The following is a 16746-nucleotide window of genomic DNA, read 5'->3' on the forward strand; positions in this document are numbered from 1 at the left end:
TGGCGGGGTGAGCGTCGCACCTGAAGGCCGCAAGCTCCTCCGCCTGGAGGTTCGCAACAGCCAGACCCCCATCGAACGTAAGCCGCCGTGGATCAAGACCCGGCTCAGGACCGGGCCGGAGTACACGGAGCTGAAATCCCTGGTCCGCCGGGAGGGGCTGCACACCGTCTGCGAAGAAGCCGGGTGTCCCAACATCTACGAATGCTGGGAGGACCGCGAGGCGACCTTCCTGATCGGGGGCGACCAGTGCACCCGGCGGTGTGACTTCTGCCAGATCGACACCGGCAAGCCCAAGGAGTACGACACCGACGAGCCGCGCCGGGTGGCCGAGTCGGTCCAGCAGATGGGCCTGCGGTACGCGACGGTCACCGGTGTGGCCCGCGACGACCTGCCCGACGGGGGCGCCTGGCTCTACGCCGAGACCGCCCGCCAGATCCACGCCCTGCTCCCCGGCTGCGGCGTGGAGCTCCTGGTTCCCGACTTCAACGGCGACCGCGCCCAGCTGGAGGAGGTCTTCTCCGCCCGCCCCGAGGTCTTCGCCCACAACATCGAGACCGTCCCCCGCATCTTCCGCAGCATCCGCCCCGCGTTCCGCTACGACCGCTCCCTGTCGGTCCTCACCACGGCCCGCGAGGCCGGTCTGGTCACCAAGTCCAACCTCATCCTCGGCATGGGCGAAACCCGCGAGGAGATCGTCCAGGCCATGCACGACCTCCACAACGCCGGCTGCGACCTCCTCACCATCACCCAGTACCTGCGCCCCACCCCCCGCCACCACCCCGTGGACCGCTGGGTCAAGCCAGAAGAGTTCGTCGAACTCCAATCCGAAGCCGAATCCATCGGCTTCGCCGGCGTCCTCTCCGGCCCCCTGGTCCGCTCCTCCTACCGCGCGGGCCGCCTCTACCAGCAGGCCATCCAGCGACGCGCGACCACCACGTCCTGAGCGGTCGGGGGAATCAGGCGCTCTGCCGTGCCGCGCCGGTTCTGATCTGCTGGATCCGCTGTTTGGTCAGTCCGAGGAGCTCGCCGATGTCGGCGTCGGACAGGCCAAGCGCGTGAAGTTGGCTGATGCGGGCCCTGGCGGTACGGGTGTAGTCGTCGGCGATCGCGGCGGCCCTTCGCTGAAGCTCGGCGAAGGCCGCCAGATCCGCCTCCGTCACTCCTGGCAACGTGTAGTGGAAGACCGGGGCCGGCGGTACTTCGCGGTCCGAGAACAGGAACGGCAGTCCTTCGGCGATGTCGCCGTGCAACTCCTTCAGAGAACGCGCGGACATCCCCCCTGCCACGCCCTCCAGGCTGGCCAGCCAGAGCGGCCCGTTCTTGGTCACGTGCACATCAACGCGATCATTGACGGCCATCAGCCCTCCAGCCAGTCGTCGCCGAACAGATGCGCCAGCCCCTGCTCAAGGGCGGACACCAGGTACGGAGTCTCGCCAGGATAGAGGGGGACGATCGCACGTGCGGCCACTCGACCCTCTGCGTCCCAAAGCAAGAGGAAGCGTTGCCGCTTACCGGTCTCAGCCCAGTCGCAGCGCAACCCCTTCGCTCGGGCGAGCGCGACGATCCGATCACGAATCCCCGCGTACGAGTCTCGTTCTACCACACGCGGCAGACTATATCCCTTGTCTAACACCGACAACAGCTATTGTCACCAGTTTGATATGGAGGATGCCGATATAGGCGAAAAGATCCGCGTCCAGGGAGTCAGCGCGGGCCGTCAGGCTGTCTTGATCGCTCCGCCGTCGATGATGTGGTCGGCTCCGGTGGTGCTTGCCGCGAGTGGTGAAGCGAGGTAGGCGACCAGGGTGGCGACCTCTGCGGGTTCCACGAGGCGTCCTGTGGTCATGCCCATCGTGGCGGGTAGTCCGGCCACCAGTTGCTCCCGTGTCAGCCCGAGTGAGGCGGCGAGTTGGGCGCCGTAGCCGTCGGGTGACTCCCACATGGCGGTGCGCACCGGGCCGGGGGACACGGTGTTGACGCGAACGCCCGCAGGTCCGAACTCCTCCGCGAGGGCCTTTCCGAACGCCGTCAGGGCCGCCTTCGCCGTTGTGTAGGGAACTGGGCCGGCGTGCGGGATCCGGGCGGCGTTCGAGGAGACGTTGACGATGGTGCCGCCGCGCCGCAGCAGACTGGGCAACGCGGCCCGGGTCGTGCGAACCGCCGCGAACAGGTTCAGGCCGTAGATCTCCGCCCACTGCTCGTCGTCGAAGGACAGAAACCCGCCCAGCGCGTCGCCGTCACCCCCGCCGACGTTGTTGACGAGCAGGTCCAGCTCACCCAGCTCCGCCAGTGCCGCCGCGACCAGCCGCTCCGGCCCGGCGGGCGCCCCCAGGTCCACCGGGATCGCGATCGCCCCCAGCTCCGCAAGCTCCGGCGTCACCGTCCGCGCGGCCGCGACCACGCGCATGCCCTCGCCGCGCAGCGCCGCGACGGTGGCGAGCCCGATCCCCCTGCTGGCCCCGGTGACCACGGCGGTCCGCCCGCTCAGCTGCAGGTCCATTTCGCGCCTCCTCATTGCATCGTTAACGACGCGAAAAGGCTATAACTTGCGACATTAATGTCGCAAGTTCTTGGGATGCAGCTATCTCGATGTAGTGTTTTCAGGTGACAGCGCAGCACGAACGCCTCCGCATCGGCGGCAAGCCACTCCGCGCCGACGCGGAACGGACGGTGCACACGATCCTGGAGGCCGCCGAACGCGTGCTCCTGGTCGATCCCACGGCCACCATGGAGCAGATCGCCGAGGCCGCAGGTGTCGCCCGCACCACCGTGCACCGGCGCTTCGCCACGCGCGAGGCGCTGATCGACGCCCTGACCCGGTGGGCGACCGCGCAGTTCGCCGCCGCCGTCGACGGCGCGGTGTCCGACGCCGTGCCGCCGCTGGTCGTCCTCTACCGGGTGACCGCGGACGTGCTCCGTGTCAAGATCGGCTGGGGCTTCGCCATGGACCGGGCCGGGAGCTCCGCGGATCCGGAGATCTCCCGGGTGCACGCGGAGGTGCTGGCGGAGTGCGATCGGTTCCTCCGCCGTGCGCAGGCCACCGGGCTCCTGCGGTCCGACGTCGACATCGTGTGGGCGCGGCGCTGCTACTACGCGCTCATCCACGAGGCGACCAAGGGCGGAACCGCCGACGCGGACATCGACACCCTGACCACCCTGATCGTCGACACGCTGCTGCGGGGGTTCGGTACCGCCGCAGCTCAGTCAACGGGGAGTTAGTTCGATATACGACACTCCTGGCATCGGGAGGGGGAAGGTGAGGGTCACCGTTTCCCCTTCGATCGTTTGCGGGGGCGTGTAGAGGTCGAGGGTGTTGGCCGCGTGCAGCTCCGCCCACTGGTCGCCGTCTGGCCACGGGGTGTCGGCTGCCCAGGTGGACTGGATGTTGGAGTGGGTGTGGTCGATGCGGTGGTGGGTGAGGGTGTAGGGCGGGGTCAGTCCGGTCAGGGTCAAGGTGATGTCGCGGGTGAGGGTGGGGACGCCGCCCGCTTGGGATTGGTTGAGGGTGGTGTTCCAGATGAGGAGGGAGAGGGTGCCGTCGGGGTGGCGGGTCGGCCAGATTTCGAGGGCGGCGAGGTCGCCGGTGAGGGTGTGGTGGAGTTCGTGGGGGCCCAGGCGGTTGGCCAGGGAGAGGGCGAAGTAGCGGGGTTTGCGGAGGTTGCCGACGGTGAGGAGGCCGAAGCCGCCGTGGAAGAGGGCCGGGGGGCGGCCAAGCTCCTCGAAGTGGTCGGAAGCGACCCAGTGGGAGAGGGCGTCCAGGCGGCCGGCGGCTGAGCGCATGCCGTGCAGCAGGAAGGTGGCGCCGAAGGGGCCGTCGCCGATGCCGTGGAAGTGGGTGGGGGTGGGGCCCCATTCGGTCCACCAGATGGGGGTGCCGGTGCGGTCGTGGCGGGCCAGGGCGGGGCGCCAGTCCAGCGGGGCGTTGCCGTAGGTGTGGGTGGAGAGGAAGTCGAGCGGAGCGCCGGACTTGTCCACATGGTCGAGGAGTTCCTGGACCCAGCCGTTGGCGGCCGAGGACGGGCCGCCGACGCGGAGGCCGGGATGCACGTCCTTGACGGCGGCGGCGGTGACGTCGTAGAGGCGGAAGAACTCCTCGGGGGTGCCGCTCCAGAAGACCTCCAGGTTGGGTTCGTTCCAGACCTCGAAGGCCCAGTTGTCGATCAGTTCCTGGAGTCCGTACCGGTCGGCGAGGTGCTGGGTGAGGGCCCGGACCAGGTCACCCCACCGGTCGTAGTCCCTGGGCGGGGAGATGATCGCCTGGTAGCCGAAGACCGTCCTGGCAGGATCGGCGGCCAGGTCGCGGGGCATGAAGGAGAGTTCCACGATCGGGCGCAGGCCGATGGACATGATCCGGTCGTAGACCTCCTCGACCTTCCGGAAGTCGTGCACGGGCTCGCCGTCCACCTCGCGGTAGACGCCGAGGTCGTCGCCGAGGATGGCGTGCGCGCGGACCGTGCGCACGCCGAGTTCCTCCCGGACCAGGCGGAGCGCCGTCAGCAGTTCCTCACCGATCGGCCGCCCGCCGACGGTGTCGGTGGAGAGCAGGTGGGACAGGTGCTCCGACCCGATCATGTACGCCCACGGCCGCCCGGCGGCCCCGCTCACCCGGTCGGCCCGCACCTCGACGGTGACCTGCCCGCTCGTGTCGCCAGGCGTGACCGGAACGGGTTCGCAGAACGGCCCGGCCGAGTCCATCGTCGTGATCGCCGCCACCCGGTACCAGGCGGCGGGGTCGCCGGTGTCCACGTACCGGGTGCCGGGAACGGCGGGCACGTCCACGTCGGGCTGCCCGATCCCCTGGTACGGCCCGGCCTGCGCCGCCGCACGCTCCACCAGGTACCCGATCGCCCCCGGGACGGGATCCCAGGTCAGCGTGGCGTGCCCACGCCCGGACCAGGCCCGCAACCCACCGGGCGCGGGCAGCGCGGGCACCGGGGCCCCCGCCACCTCCCCGGACGGCCGGTAGACGCGGTTCAGCCAGTCACGACGGGCGGACTCGGCCGTGCTCATGATGTTTCTCCCCGAGTTGGTCGACTTCAGTTGGCGGGTGGGATGACGTTCCAGGACTCCTCCGCCAGCAGCGGCGCCAGCGCGTCGCGCACCTGCGGTGAGGCGAAGTAGCCGCGCAGCGCGTCCCGGCTCAGCGCGTTGCCCAGGGCGATCATGATCATGCCCTGGTCCAGCGCCAGGTACTGCTTGGCGACCTGGCCGCTGCGCACCGCGACGGCGTCGTAGAAGCCGCCGGGGCCGTAGGCGTCGAAGTCCTTCTTGATGTTGGCGAGGTTGGCGAGGGCGTGCTCCGGCGCGTACCGCAGGGCCAGGAAGGACGCGTGGGGGGTGACCACGCCGTCGCCGTAGGCGGAGGGTTCCGGTTTGCCGGGGCGGCAGCCCTCGAAGCCGTAGTCGACCGAGGTGCGCTCCTGGTCGGAGGTGTAGCCGTCGGTGTCCATGCCGATGGCGTCCACGCCGTACTCCCGGTAGCCCCCGGCCGGGTTGTTGCTGGGCGAGAAGCCCCAGTAGCCGTATTTCGCGTCGTTCAGGCCGTGTTCCCGCTGGGCGGCGACGTACACCGGGTGGTTGCGGCCCCAGCTTCGCGCGCCCCAGGTGTCCTCGGGCACGAGCTGCGGCACCATCAGGGCTTCGAACATGCTGCCGCCCCAGGTGGGGACCAGGCGCATGCCGCGGTAGCCGTACGTGCCCTCGAAGACGTTCACGCCCTGGTGAGTCTCCCAGGTCCCGACCGGCTTCTGCTCCGGCCACGACCAGTCACACGTATCCGGAAATGTCCGCCACATGCCGAAATAGTGGTTCTTGGGGAGCTGGCCGAGGGCGATGCCGACGTAGGAGGTGATCCGGGTCTCGGTCAGCGCGCCGTAGTGGTGGCAGGTGGAGTAGACCGTGGTGCCGGAGCCGTTGTAGTCGCTCGGCACCGAGCAGCCGGAGGGTTGCGCGGGCCAGAAGCCGCCGCGGAGCAGGCCGGTGTCCGGCTTGCCGGCCGGGTCGTAGTAGGAGCGGAAGTCCATGCTCGTGACCAGCGCGTTCGCCCGCGCGGCCACCTCGGGGACGGCCTTGCGGAGCATCATCAGGGCCGCCGCCAGCCAGCCGTTGTCCACGCTGGAGGCGAACGGCTCCACCGGGCTGCCGCTCTCCGGCCAGACCCGGACCAGGGCGAGGGTGTGCGGGTCGTACCAGTTGTAGAACTGGCCGGTCGGCGCGTGCCGCTCCAATCGCGAGACCGCGTCGAGCGCCCGGGTCACCCGGCTCAGCGCCTCCGGCCGCCGGATCAGCCCGATGTCGCGGGCGGCCACCGTGCTCCACAGGTAACTGGCGATGTTGGTGGGCGAGGTGACCTCGGCCCGGGTCCCGGGAGCCAGGGTGCCCTCGATCTTGTCGGCGGGGATGCCGGTGGCGGGGTCCACCATCGCGGTCATCGACCGCCAGGCGTCCTTTGCGTACGTCTCAAGGGTCTTCTTGGCAGGCGGCGCGGCGGCGGCCGGCTGGACGGGGAGCAGGGCGAAGGTGGCGGCCACGGCCGCCGCTAAACACTTGCGCATGATGGGTGTCCTGTTACTTGAGACCGGTGAAAGTGGTGCTCTGGACGAAGTAGCGCTGCAGGAACAGGAAGAGCACGAGGATCGGCGCCACGACCACCACGGCGCCCGCGATGAGCAGCCCGTACTGCGTGGCCTGGGCGTTGCTGAAGATCGCCAGGGCGACCGGCAGCGTGTACATGTCCTCGCTCTGCGCCACCACGGCCGGCCAGATGAACGCGTTCCACGAGGTGAAGAACGTGATCAGGCCGAGCGTGGCCAGCGCGGGCTTGCAGAGCGGCAGGACGATCTGGAAGAAGATCCGGAACTCCCGCGCGCCGTCCACCCGGGCGGCGTGCAGGAGCTCGTCCGGGATGTCGGCCATGAACTGGCGCATGAGGAAGATCCCCAGCGGCGTCACGATGGTCGGCAGGATGATCCCCAGGAACGTGTTGACCAGCCCGAACTTCGCGATCAGTACGAACTGCGGGATCATCACCACGATCGCCGGCACCATCAGCTGCACCAGCACCAGGGCGAACAGCACGTTCCGCCCCCGGAACCGCAGCTTGGCGAAGGCGTACCCGACCATCGAGCAGAAGAGCAGGTTGCCCGCCACGGCGGCCAGCGCGACCACCGCGCTGTTGAAGAACGCGGCGTCCATCTGGGTGCGCTCGAACAGCCCGGCGTAGTTGCCCAGCGTCCACTGCTCGGGCAGCAGGGTGGGCGGGTCGCGCCGGATCTCGCCCTCCGGCTTGAACGAGGCCAGCAGGGTCCACCCGAACGGGAACACCACCAGCACCAGACCGGCGGCCAGCCCGGCGTAGGTCCACATCCGGCGCGTCATCGCGACCTCCCCAGGCGGAACTGCAGGAAGGCCAGCGCCGCGATCACCGTGAACAGCACGGTGGCGGCCGCCCCGGCATACCCGAAATTTCCGGACCCGAACTGGTTGTAGATGGCCAGCGAGGCCGAGGTGGTCGCCCCCGCGGGACCACCTCGGGTCATCACCAGCGGTTCCTCCATGAACTGGGTGAACCCGATGGAGCTGTACACGGTGCAGAACAGCAGGGCGGGCCGGAGCATCGGCACGGTGACCCAGCGGAACCGCGCCCACCGCCCGGCGCCGTCCACCTCGGCCGCCTCGTACAGCTCCTTCGGGATGCCCTGCAGCGCGGCCAGCAGGATGATCATGTCGAAGCCGAAGCTGCGCCAGGCCGTCATCACGATGATCACCGGCAGCGCCAGCGTCTCGTCGGCCAGCCAGGAGGGCCCGTCCACGCCGACGGCCGCCAGCAGCTGGTTGACCGGCCCGGCCTCAGGATCGAGCAGGAAACGCCAGGCCACCGCGATGCCGATGATGCTCGTCACGTACGGCAGGTAGTAGCCCAGCCGGAAGAAGGCGGCCGGCAGCCGGGCGATGCCCGAGTTGAGGGCCACCGCCGCCGCCAGGCCGAGGCCGATGGTGAGCGGCAGCGTGGTCACCACGAACACCAGCGTGTTGACCGCCGCCCTGCGCATCAGCTCGTCGTCGAAGAGCCGCAGATAGTTGCGGAGCCCGACCAGCTCCACGCCCAGCGGGTTCCGCACGTCGGTGCTGCGCATGTCGGTGAAGCTCATGCCGAGCCCCACCAGCAGCGGCCCCGCCCAGAACACCGCGAAGACCACCACGAACGGCGTCACGAACAGCCAGCCGATCCCGGTCCCGCGGAGCGGCCGGGGCACCGTCCCCGCCGCCCGCCGCACTCCGGTCTCCGCGGTGGCCACCATCGTCAGGCCCCGGTCCCGATCGCCTCGGCCTGCGCCTGCATGGCCTTGGCCGCCTCCTGCGCCGTCTGCTTGCCCAGCGCGAGCTTCTCGATCTCGGTCTCCATCACCTTGGCCACCTGCTCCCAGGTCGGTACGGCAGGCGCCGACCTGGCGTCCTTGAGCTGCTCGCCGAAGACCTTCACCCGCTCGTCGGCGGTGAGCGCGGGCTCCTGCCAGGCCGCCTGCACGCTGGGCAGCGCGGCCACCTGCCCGAACCACTTGGCCTGCACCTTCGGGTCGGTCAGCCACTGGAGGAACTTCCAGGCCGCCTCCCGGTTCCTGGCGTTCTTGAAGACCACCATGTTGCTGCCGCCGATCAGGCTGGTCCCCCCGGCGGAGCCCTTCGGGTACGGCGCGACGGCGAACTTCTCCGCGAAGCCGTCCCCGCCCTCCTTCTCCATCGTGGAGATCATCCACGGGCCGGAGTAGAAGGCCCCGACCTCGCCCTTCACGAAGGTCTGCGGGAAGGCCCCGGTGGGCTGGTCGGTGGCGGCCAGGCCGTCCTTGAAGAAGGACGCGTAGTGGGTGAGCGCGGTCACCATCTCGGGGGTGTCCAGCGTCCACTTGCCGTCCGCGGCGATGTCGCCGCCGGCCTGCCAGACCAGGGGCGCCACCTCCTGCCAGGAGCCCTGCTTGAAGTTCTGCTCCACGCCGAGTCCGGCGCCCGCGCGGTCCTTCAGGGCCTGGACGAAGGAGGTGACCTCGTCCCAGGTGGCGGGGGCCTGGACGCCGGCCTTCTCGGCCAGGTCGGTGCGGTAGTAGAAGGCGCGGGTCTCCACGTACCAGGGCACGCCGTACGCGGTGCCGTCCACCTCGCCGGTGGCCCAGGCGCCGGGGAAGAAGGCGGCGCGGTCGATGAGGTTGCCGGGGGTGGGTTCCAGGGCGCCGGTCTTGGCCATCTCGCCCATCCAGGTGCTGCCCAGCATGGAGACGTCCGGGGTGGCGTTCCCGGCGATCGCGGCGGTGATCTTGTCGTGCGCGACGTCCCAGCCCAGCGGGGTCACCTTGACGGTGACGCCGGGGTTGGCCGCCTCGAACTCCTTGGCGAAGGCGCCGAGCGCCTCCCCCTCGGCGCCCATCGCCCAGACGGTGACCTCGCCGGACGCCTTGTTCAGATCCACGTCGGTGGCCTGCTCCGCGGGGCCCGCGGCGTCCCGGCCGCAGGCGGCGGCGAGCAGGCCCAGGGCGGTCAGGCCGATGACGAACCTCTTCACGCTTCCTCCAGGGGGTGCGAACCGCAGCTCGCCCGTACGACGAGCTCGGTGGGAATGACCTGCGAGCTTGGGGTGTCCCGGACGCCGTTGATCAGCTCGTCCAGGGCACGGGCCGCGCGGGCGCCGAGGTCGCGCATCGGCTGGCGCACGGTGGTCAGGGCCGGGCGGGCGTGCCGGGCGGCCATGATGTCGTCCCATCCGGTGACGGCCACGTCACCCGGGATGGACAGGCCGCGCTCCTCGGCGGCCAGGATCACGCCCAGCGCGACCTGGTCGTCGGCGCAGACGATGACGTCGGGGCGCGGGCCGGAGTGGTGGTGGGCAGAGAGCAGGTAGCGCCCGAGCGCGTAGCCGCCGTCCACGGTGAACTCGCACGGGGACGGCTCCGGCGGGGTGATGCCGTGCTCGGCCAGGACCCGGCCGATGGAGGTCCAGCGCTGGCTGATGTCGCCCTGGTCGTGGCCGCCGGCCAGGGCGAAGTTCCGGTAGCCGTGGCCGAGCAGGTGGGTGGCCAGCCGGGCGGCCGACTCGGTGTTCTCGCTGGCCACCACGTCGGCTCCGGCCACCGCGTCGCCCCGGGCGATCATGACCAGCGGCATGCCGGAGGCGGCGATCTCGGCCACCACCTCGTCCCGTACCGTCTGGCCGAAGATGACCATGCCGTCCACCCGGCCGGCCAGGTCCCGTACCAGGTCGGGGACGGCGGCGCGGCCCCGGGTGGACAGGACGATCACCGAACGGCCCAGCTCGGAGGCGACCTCCTCGTAGCCGAGCAGCACCTCCGCGAAGTACGGCCCCGACAGGTCGGGGAAGACGATGCCGTTGGCGGCGTGCCGCCCGGAGGCGAGCGAGACGCCCAGGCGGCTGGGGGTGAAACGCAGCTCCTCGACGGCGCGGAGCACCCGCTCCCGGGTCTTGGCGGCCACCGGCCCGGTGCCGCGCAGCGCCCGCGACACGGTGGCGATGGAGACCCCGGCCCGCTGCGCGACCTCGTAGATGGTCGCGCTCTCGTCACTGTTGGCCACGCTCGTCCGTCCTCCGGTCTGCCTATCGTGAGGGTGTAAGCGCTTCCACTCATCCCCGCCGGAAGTGGAAGCGCTTACACCATGGGATGCCCCCGAGTGTTACACCCCGGTTGCGCCGCTGTAAAGACCCGTCCTGGCGGCTGCCCCTACCCCGAACCAGGTCTCGTTTTCACGAATTGACCGAGGGATTTGTATCCTTCACGTCATGGCGAAAGACCCGGCGAACCCAGGCCGCATCAAGCAGATCCGGATGGTCGCGCAGATCATCAAGAAGGCCAATCCCAAGGGGATGCCGATCGTCTACGGGTCGGTCGTCGGCGTGCTCGTGCTCGCCGTGGTGCTCGGCCTGCTCCTCAACAGCGTGGTGTACGCGGTGATCCTGGGGATCCCGGTGGCCCTGCTGGTCGGCATGATCGTATTTGGCCAGCTGGCCCAGAAGGCGCAGTTCTCGCTGCTGCACGGCCAGCCCGGCGCCACCTACGCCATCCTCCAGGGCATGCGCGGGAACTGGTACGTCGAGGAGAAACCGGTCGCCGTCAACCGGGAACAGGACCTCGTCTTCCGGGTGGTGGGCTTCCCTGGCGTCATCCTCGTCTCCGAGGGGCCGGGCAACCGGGTGCAGCGCATGCTGGTGGCCGAGAAGAAGCGGGTCCAGCGGGTGGCCATCGACGTGCCCGTCTACGACGTCCAGTGCGGCGACGGGGAGGGTCAGGTCCCGATCGCCAAGCTCCAGCGGCACCTGATGAAGCTGCCGCGCAACCTCAAGAAGCCCGCCGTGTCGGAGATCAACAACCGCATGCGCGCGCTCACCCCGTCCATCCCGATGCCGAAGGGCCCGATGCCCAAGGGGGCGCGGATGCCCAAGACGCCCAAGGCGCCCAAGGCTCGCTGAGGCGTGTACCGGACCGAGGTCTCCCGAACCGAGACCGCCAGGGCCAACCGCGGCTGGTGGGACGGCGCCGCCGACGAGTACCAGGCCGAGCACGGCGCGTTCCTCCGTGACGACGGCTTCGTCTGGGGCCCCGAGGGGCTGGACGAGGCCGACGCCCGGCTGCTCGGCGAGGTCCGGGGGCGGCGGGTGCTGGAGGTGGGCGGCGGGGCCGGGCAGTGCGGGCGGTGGCTGACCGGGCAGGGCGCCCAGGTGGTGTCGGTGGATCTGTCCTTCCGGCAGTTGCAGCACGCCCGGCGGATCGATCAGGATTCCGCGGCTCCGCTGCCGCTGATACAGGCGGATGCCGAATATTTGCCGTTTTTGGCGGAAACTTTTGATCTGGCGTGTTCGGCGTACGGGGCGCTGCCGTTCGTCGCCGACGCGGGCGCCGTGCTGGGCGAGGTCGCGCGGGTGCTGCGGCCGGGCGGGCGCTTCGTCTTCTCGGTCAGCCATCCGGTGCGGTGGGCGTTTCCCGATGATCCGGGGCCGGCGGGGCTGACCGCCGACCGTTCCTACTTCGACCGCAGGCCGTACGTGGAGATGACGGGCGGGCAGGTGTCGTACGTGGAGCACCACCGCACGCTCGGGGACTGGGTCGGGCTGATCGTCGCGGCCGGGCTGCGGCTCACCGCGCTGACCGAGCCGGAGTGGCCGGCGGGCCACGACGGGATCTGGGGCGGCTGGAGCCCGCTGCGCGGCCGCCATCTGCCGGGCACGGCCGTCTTCTCCTGCGTCAGAGCCTGACCGCGACCGTCCCGGCCGCGCGGTCGTGCAGGCCCCGCTGGTCCCGGTCCCAGATCAGCGCCGGTACGGCCAGGCAGAGCAGGAACGTGCGGATCAGCACGGAGATCAGGGGCGGCTGCCGCCCGTCCAGCATGGCGATCCGGAAGCCGAACAGGCGCATGCCCAGGGTCGAGCCGAGCGTGCCGACCAGCAGCAGGTAGGCGCCGGCGAAGACCGCCAGGCCGACCCAGGACGCGTCCTGCGCGCTGACCCGGAACAGGCCCTGGGCGATCGCCCAAGTGCAGATCAGCCAGTCCACCACCAGCGCCCCGATACGGCGGCCGAACCGGGCCACCGAGCCGGCGCCCTCCTGCGGCAACCCCAGCCGCTGCCCGGGATAGCCCAGGTCAACTCCCGCGTACCGGGCTGCGTCCCGGGCCCCGCCAAGCCAGGTCTGCGTCCAACGTGGTTGCCGATCGTTCATACACTCAACGGTATCGGGAGCGGGCTCCGCCCTCTCCGGCGGGGAAAGTTCCGGTCAAAGTGTGCCGGAGGAACATCCGCGTGGATGGTGTCACTTCCCCGTCACGGTTAGCGTTGGACCGCTGTTCCCTTAACACGTGCGAAACAAACGAGACATGGCGCGGAAACGCCCAAGTCCTATTTTCAGTCTGCCAAGCCCATGCCCCTGGGAGGTTCGAGAGAGTGTTTAACTCCGCCGACGACGTCCTGAATTTCATCCGGGACGAAGGGGTGCAGTTCGTCGACGTCAGGTTCACCGACCTGCCGGGCACGACGCACCACTTCACCTTTCCCGTCGAAAACTTCGGCCCGAACGTCTTCTCCGACGGCCTCATGTTCGACGGCTCGTCCATCCGCGGTTTCCAGGCCATCCACGAGTCGGACATGCTGCTGCTGCCCGACCCGACCACGGCCGTCATCGACCCGTTCCGCAAGCACAAGACGCTGAACATCAACTTCTTCGTGCACGACCCGCTCACCGGCGAGGCCTACAGCCGCGACCCGCGTAACGTCGCGCGCAAGGCGGAGGAGTACCTCAAGGGCACCGGGATCGCGGACACGGTGTACTTCGGCCCCGAGGCCGAGTTCTACATCTTCGACGACGTGCGGTTCCAGACCAACCAGCACTCCAGCTTCTACTACATCGACTCGATCGAGGGCGCCTGGAACACCGGCACCGCGACCGAGGGGGGCAACCTCGGTTACAAGCCGCGGTACAAGGGCGGCTACTTCCCGGTCCCGCCGATGGACCACTTCACCGACCTGCGCTCGGAGATGGTCCGGCGGCTCATCGACGCCGGCATCGAGACCGAGATGCAGCACCACGAGGTGGGCACCGCCGGCCAGGCCGAGATCGACTTCAGGTTCGGCACGCTGCTGCAGACCGCCGACAAGCTGATGCTCTACAAGTACATCATCAAGAGCACGGCCCTGGAGTTCGGCCACACGGTCACCTTCATGCCCAAGCCGATCTTCGGTGACAACGGCTCGGGCATGCACTGCCACCAGTCGCTCTGGAAGGACGGCGAGCCGCTCTTCTACGACGAGGTCGGCTACGCGGGCCTGTCCGACATCGCCCGCTACTACATCGGCGGCCTGCTCAAGCACGCGCCGTCGCTGCTGGCCTTCACCAACCCGACGGTGAACTCCTACCACCGCCTGGTGCCCGGGTACGAGGCGCCGGTCAACCTGGTCTACTCGCAGCGGAACCGGTCGGCCTGCGTGCGCATCCCGATCACCGGCTCCAACCCGAAGGCCAAGCGCCTGGAGTTCCGGGTTCCGGACCCGTCCTGCAACCCGTACTTCGCCTTCGCGGCGCAGCTGATGGCGGGTCTGGACGGCATCCGCAACAAGATCGAGCCGCCGGAGCCGGTCGACAAGGACCTCTACGAGCTGCCGCCCGAGGAGGCCCGCCAGGTGCCGCAGGTGCCCGGCTCGCTGAGCGCGGTCCTGGACGCGCTGGAGGCCGACCACGACTACCTGCTCGAAGGCGGCGTCTTCACGCCGGACCTCATCGAGACGTGGATCGACTACAAGCGCACCAACGAGATCGACCCGATCCGGCTGCGCCCGCACCCGCACGAGTTCGAGCTCTACTACGACGTGTAACAGCGGGGTTTTCCGGCCTCGGCGATCTTCTCGTAGATGGGCGCTGACCTGGGGAAACCTTGTGGTTGGTTGTCGTTGTTTGTAGTTGCTGCGCAACGTCAACCGGAACAAGACCGGAACAGAACGGCCCGGCATCAAGACCGATGCCGGGCCGTTCTGCGCTGGTGGCGCCGCTGACAGCGCTTCCGCGATCGTCAGCTCACTGCCTGCCGAGCCAGTCGCCGCGCTCTGACGCCTCGGCACACGGTCTCGCACACGGGATGTCCCTACGGTCATGAGGCCCCGGCGAATGCCGGGTCTCATGCGCATCCAGAGGAACACCTGTGAGAAAATCCATCGTCCTGGTGGCCGCGCTGCTCGGCTCCCTGCTGACCATGACCCCGGCGCACGCCGTGGTCCCGCCGCCGAGCGACCCCCTGACGGCCAACACCGCGTCCGCCCAGCAGGTCGCGCTCTACTGGCTCCGCAGCAACGGCGCCATGATGCTGCAGGCCACCCCTTACGCCTTCCGCTCCACGGTCAACGGCGCCCGCCTCGCCGACAACCCGAGCACCCAGCCCGCCGGGAACCAACTCTCCGGCATGGGCCGGGTGTTCTTCATCGGCGCCGACAACCTGCCCCACTGGTGCACCGGCACCGCCGTCCAGAGCCAGTACCACAACGCCGTGCTCACGGCCGCCCACTGCCTGTACGACGCCGAGACCTCCGCCCTCCTCCTGCGGAACTGGGCCTTCGTCCCCGGCTACAGCGACGGTTCGGCGCCGAGCGGGTTGTACGTCGGCAAGTACGCCACCACCGTGGGCAATTTCCGTACCCTGCCGGACATCCGCTTCGACTACGCGTTCGCCAACGTCTACAACGGTGTGACCCAGGTACTGCCCGGCAAGCTCGTCGACCGGGGCCGTCTGGGCGCCAACATGCCGACCAGCGGGCTCGTGCTGGACCAGGGGTCCTACAAGACGGTCCGGATCTTCGGCTATCCGGCCGGCCCGCACCCCGACGGGAGCACCCCTTACGACGGCAAGACCCTCCAGGTCTCCATGGCCACCGAGGTCGGCTTCCACCGGATCGGCGCCGGCGGAATCGAGCTGCTGGGCGCCGACTCCCCGTTCACGGCACTGGGCTCGCCCGGCTCGCCGTGGGTGGAGGGTTATGACCCCGCCACGCGGACCGGCAGCGTGGCCGGCCTGACCTCGGCCGTCTCCAACACCGACGGCGACGGCCGCTACGACACCGCCGTGAGCCCCTTCTTCGACGGGACGACATGGGAGGTGTTCGAGAAGGCTTCAAACAACTGGAGCGGCACTATCGCCAACTGGCCGTAACGCGCGATCAAGGAATCGCCAGGTCAATGAGCCCGATAGATCACGTCTTTGTGGCCGCCGTCCCCGATTCGGGGGCGGCGGTTTCACATTTCTGGAATTGCCGGGGTTTTGGGGTAGGAATTCTCCGGCAGGTGGACGATTCTCAGGAATTCCGGGAGGAGCCAGAGGCGGGGGCCGCGGGCGGTGATCTTGCCGGTGAGGGCGGCGCGGAGTTTGCTGATTCGGCCGAAGAGCATCAGGTTGAGGGTGGGCGGGTCGAAGGAGAGGCGCACGTCGGCGCCCTGGCCGGTGTCCTCCAGGGTGACCCTGCGGTCGCGGAGGACGAAGGTGACCGGGGTGGTGTGCCTGGAGTGGAACTCGACCGCGATGCGACGGCCGGGGCGTTGCGGGCCCAGCAGCCCGCCCTGCTGCCGGCGGATCAGGCCGACCAGGAACAGCTCGAAGAAGAGCGCCGCGTCCGGGGCCGGAAGCTGCCAGCGGGCCTTGACGGCGCGGGCGATGTCCCAGCCGTGGATGAGCAGCTCGTTGACCAGATGGGCGAGCACTCCCGCGACGGGGACCTGCGAGCCGCCCAGCCACGGGATCGGGGAGGCGGGATCGGCCTGCTCGGTGACCTCCAGGATGCAGTCGACGTCGTCGGCCAGCATCTTGGTGAGCACCCGGGGGTCCCGCTCGGTGAACTGGCGGAGCATCAGCTCGTTCATCTCCGCGACGGTGTCCACGGTGGCGTTGTCGATCTGGCTCTCGGCCCTGGGGAACGGGTGGGGCACCTGGCCCGGTTGCAGGAGGGCGGTGTAGAGCGTGGCGATCGAGCGTACGTGGGCGACGGTGTCGGCGACGGTCCACTCCCGGGTGGCCGGCCGCCGGTCGGCGTCGGGCACCGAGGTGACGAGGTCGAGGAACCGGGCGGAGGTTCTCCGCAACGCGTCCCGGCTCTGCTGCCACTGGCCGACCGTGATCGTCCCCACCACGACGCACCTCCAGAAGTCCGCCTGACTGCTGAATGTTAACAATCTTCACTTAAGGCGGCATTACTGGAAAGTGCGGTTGAACAGGAGC

General features: G+C 69.4%; 17 protein-coding genes. 7 read left to right on the forward strand and 10 right to left on the reverse strand.

Annotation, left to right across the window (positions count from 1 at the left end; translation table 11 throughout):
- Positions 1-7 precede the first annotated feature (7 nt).
- Entirely contained in the window at positions 8-943 is a 936-nt protein-coding gene (gene lipA, locus KIP79_RS40280) for a lipoyl synthase (protein WP_214110295.1), read from the forward strand.
- Between the two features lie 13 nt (positions 944-956).
- On the opposite strand, the gene KIP79_RS40285 is transcribed toward lipA, so the two are convergent.
- Together KIP79_RS40285 and KIP79_RS40290 are read right to left on the reverse strand one after the other, a co-directional pair.
- Positions 957-1358: a hypothetical protein gene (locus KIP79_RS40285; protein WP_214110296.1), complete on the reverse strand. Its 402-nt coding sequence runs from the start codon at positions 1356-1358 to the stop codon at positions 957-959.
- 359 nt (positions 1359-1717) lie between these two features.
- On the reverse strand, positions 1718-2500 hold the full coding sequence (locus KIP79_RS40290) for an SDR family oxidoreductase (protein WP_214110297.1): 783 nt from the start codon (positions 2498-2500) through the stop codon (positions 1718-1720).
- Positions 2501-2604: 104 nt separating this feature from the next.
- Here KIP79_RS40290 and KIP79_RS40295 point away from each other — a divergent pair, with 104 nt between their 5' ends.
- Positions 2605-3219, forward strand: coding sequence for a TetR/AcrR family transcriptional regulator (locus KIP79_RS40295; RefSeq protein ID WP_308170146.1), 615 nt, complete (start codon positions 2605-2607; stop codon positions 3217-3219).
- On the opposite strand, the gene KIP79_RS40300 is transcribed toward KIP79_RS40295, so the two are convergent.
- Genes KIP79_RS40300 through KIP79_RS40325 form a run of 6 tightly spaced genes read right to left on the reverse strand, consistent with a single transcriptional unit; the run spans position 3205 to position 10578 of the window.
- Positions 3205-5010, reverse strand: coding sequence for a GH39 family glycosyl hydrolase (locus KIP79_RS40300; RefSeq protein ID WP_214110298.1), 1806 nt, complete (start codon positions 5008-5010; stop codon positions 3205-3207). The genes KIP79_RS40295 and KIP79_RS40300 overlap by 15 nt on opposite strands.
- Before the next feature lie 26 nt (positions 5011-5036).
- Positions 5037-6554: a glucoamylase family protein gene (locus KIP79_RS40305; RefSeq protein WP_214110299.1), complete on the reverse strand. Its 1518-nt coding sequence runs from the start codon at positions 6552-6554 to the stop codon at positions 5037-5039.
- Positions 6555-6567: 13 nt separating this feature from the next.
- Complete coding sequence (locus KIP79_RS40310; protein ID WP_214110300.1) at positions 6568-7377, reverse strand: carbohydrate ABC transporter permease; 810 nt, start codon at positions 7375-7377, stop codon at positions 6568-6570.
- Positions 7374-8300 carry a carbohydrate ABC transporter permease gene (locus KIP79_RS40315; RefSeq protein ID WP_214110301.1) on the reverse strand — a complete coding sequence of 309 codons (927 nt, stop codon included), beginning with the start codon at positions 8298-8300 and terminating at the stop codon, positions 7374-7376. Before KIP79_RS40315 ends, KIP79_RS40310 begins: the two co-directional genes overlap by 4 nt.
- A gap of 2 nt (positions 8301-8302) precedes the next feature.
- Complete coding sequence (locus KIP79_RS40320; protein ID WP_214110302.1) at positions 8303-9553, reverse strand: sugar ABC transporter substrate-binding protein; 1251 nt, start codon at positions 9551-9553, stop codon at positions 8303-8305.
- Entirely contained in the window at positions 9550-10578 is a 1029-nt protein-coding gene (locus KIP79_RS40325) for a LacI family DNA-binding transcriptional regulator (RefSeq protein ID WP_214110303.1), read from the reverse strand. Before KIP79_RS40325 ends, KIP79_RS40320 begins: the two co-directional genes overlap by 4 nt.
- 205 nt (positions 10579-10783) lie before the next feature.
- Here KIP79_RS40325 and KIP79_RS40330 point away from each other — a divergent pair, with 205 nt between their 5' ends.
- Together KIP79_RS40330 and KIP79_RS40335 are read left to right on the forward strand one after the other, a co-directional pair.
- Entirely contained in the window at positions 10784-11470 is a 687-nt protein-coding gene (locus KIP79_RS40330) for a DUF4191 domain-containing protein (RefSeq protein WP_214110304.1), read from the forward strand.
- A 3-nt stretch (positions 11471-11473) separates the two neighbouring features.
- Positions 11474-12253 carry a class I SAM-dependent methyltransferase gene (locus KIP79_RS40335; RefSeq protein ID WP_214110305.1) on the forward strand — a complete coding sequence of 260 codons (780 nt, stop codon included), beginning with the start codon at positions 11474-11476 and terminating at the stop codon, positions 12251-12253.
- Here the strand turns inward: KIP79_RS40335 and KIP79_RS40340 are convergent.
- Positions 12243-12716 carry an RDD family protein gene (locus KIP79_RS40340; protein ID WP_214110306.1) on the reverse strand — a complete coding sequence of 158 codons (474 nt, stop codon included), beginning with the start codon at positions 12714-12716 and terminating at the stop codon, positions 12243-12245. The two genes, KIP79_RS40335 and KIP79_RS40340, sit on opposite strands and share 11 nt — an antisense overlap.
- A gap of 221 nt (positions 12717-12937) precedes the next feature.
- On the opposite strand from KIP79_RS40340, the gene glnA reads away from it, so the two are divergent.
- The 3 genes from glnA (at position 12938) to KIP79_RS40355 (ending at position 15687) form a co-directional block, all read left to right on the forward strand.
- Positions 12938-14362, forward strand: coding sequence for a type I glutamate--ammonia ligase (gene glnA, locus KIP79_RS40345; protein ID WP_214110307.1), 1425 nt, complete (start codon positions 12938-12940; stop codon positions 14360-14362).
- 85 nt (positions 14363-14447) lie between these two features.
- Positions 14448-14594, forward strand: a complete 147-nt coding sequence (locus tag KIP79_RS40350) for a hypothetical protein (RefSeq protein ID WP_214110308.1) — start codon at positions 14448-14450, stop codon at positions 14592-14594.
- A gap of 91 nt (positions 14595-14685) precedes the next feature.
- Entirely contained in the window at positions 14686-15687 is a 1002-nt protein-coding gene (locus KIP79_RS40355; RefSeq protein ID WP_214110309.1) for a trypsin-like serine peptidase, read from the forward strand.
- Between the two features lie 83 nt (positions 15688-15770).
- Here KIP79_RS40355 and KIP79_RS40360 read toward each other — a convergent pair whose 3' ends face one another.
- The gene (locus tag KIP79_RS40360; protein ID WP_308170147.1) at positions 15771-16655 is read right to left on the reverse strand and encodes a maleylpyruvate isomerase family mycothiol-dependent enzyme; all 885 of its coding nucleotides are present in this window, start codon (positions 16653-16655) and stop codon (positions 15771-15773) included.
- Positions 16656-16746: the final 91 nt, after the last annotated feature.

The sequence above is a fragment of the Acrocarpospora catenulata genome (assembly GCF_018476525.1).
Taxonomy (GTDB): Bacteria; Actinomycetota; Actinomycetes; order Streptosporangiales; family Streptosporangiaceae; genus Acrocarpospora; species Acrocarpospora catenulata.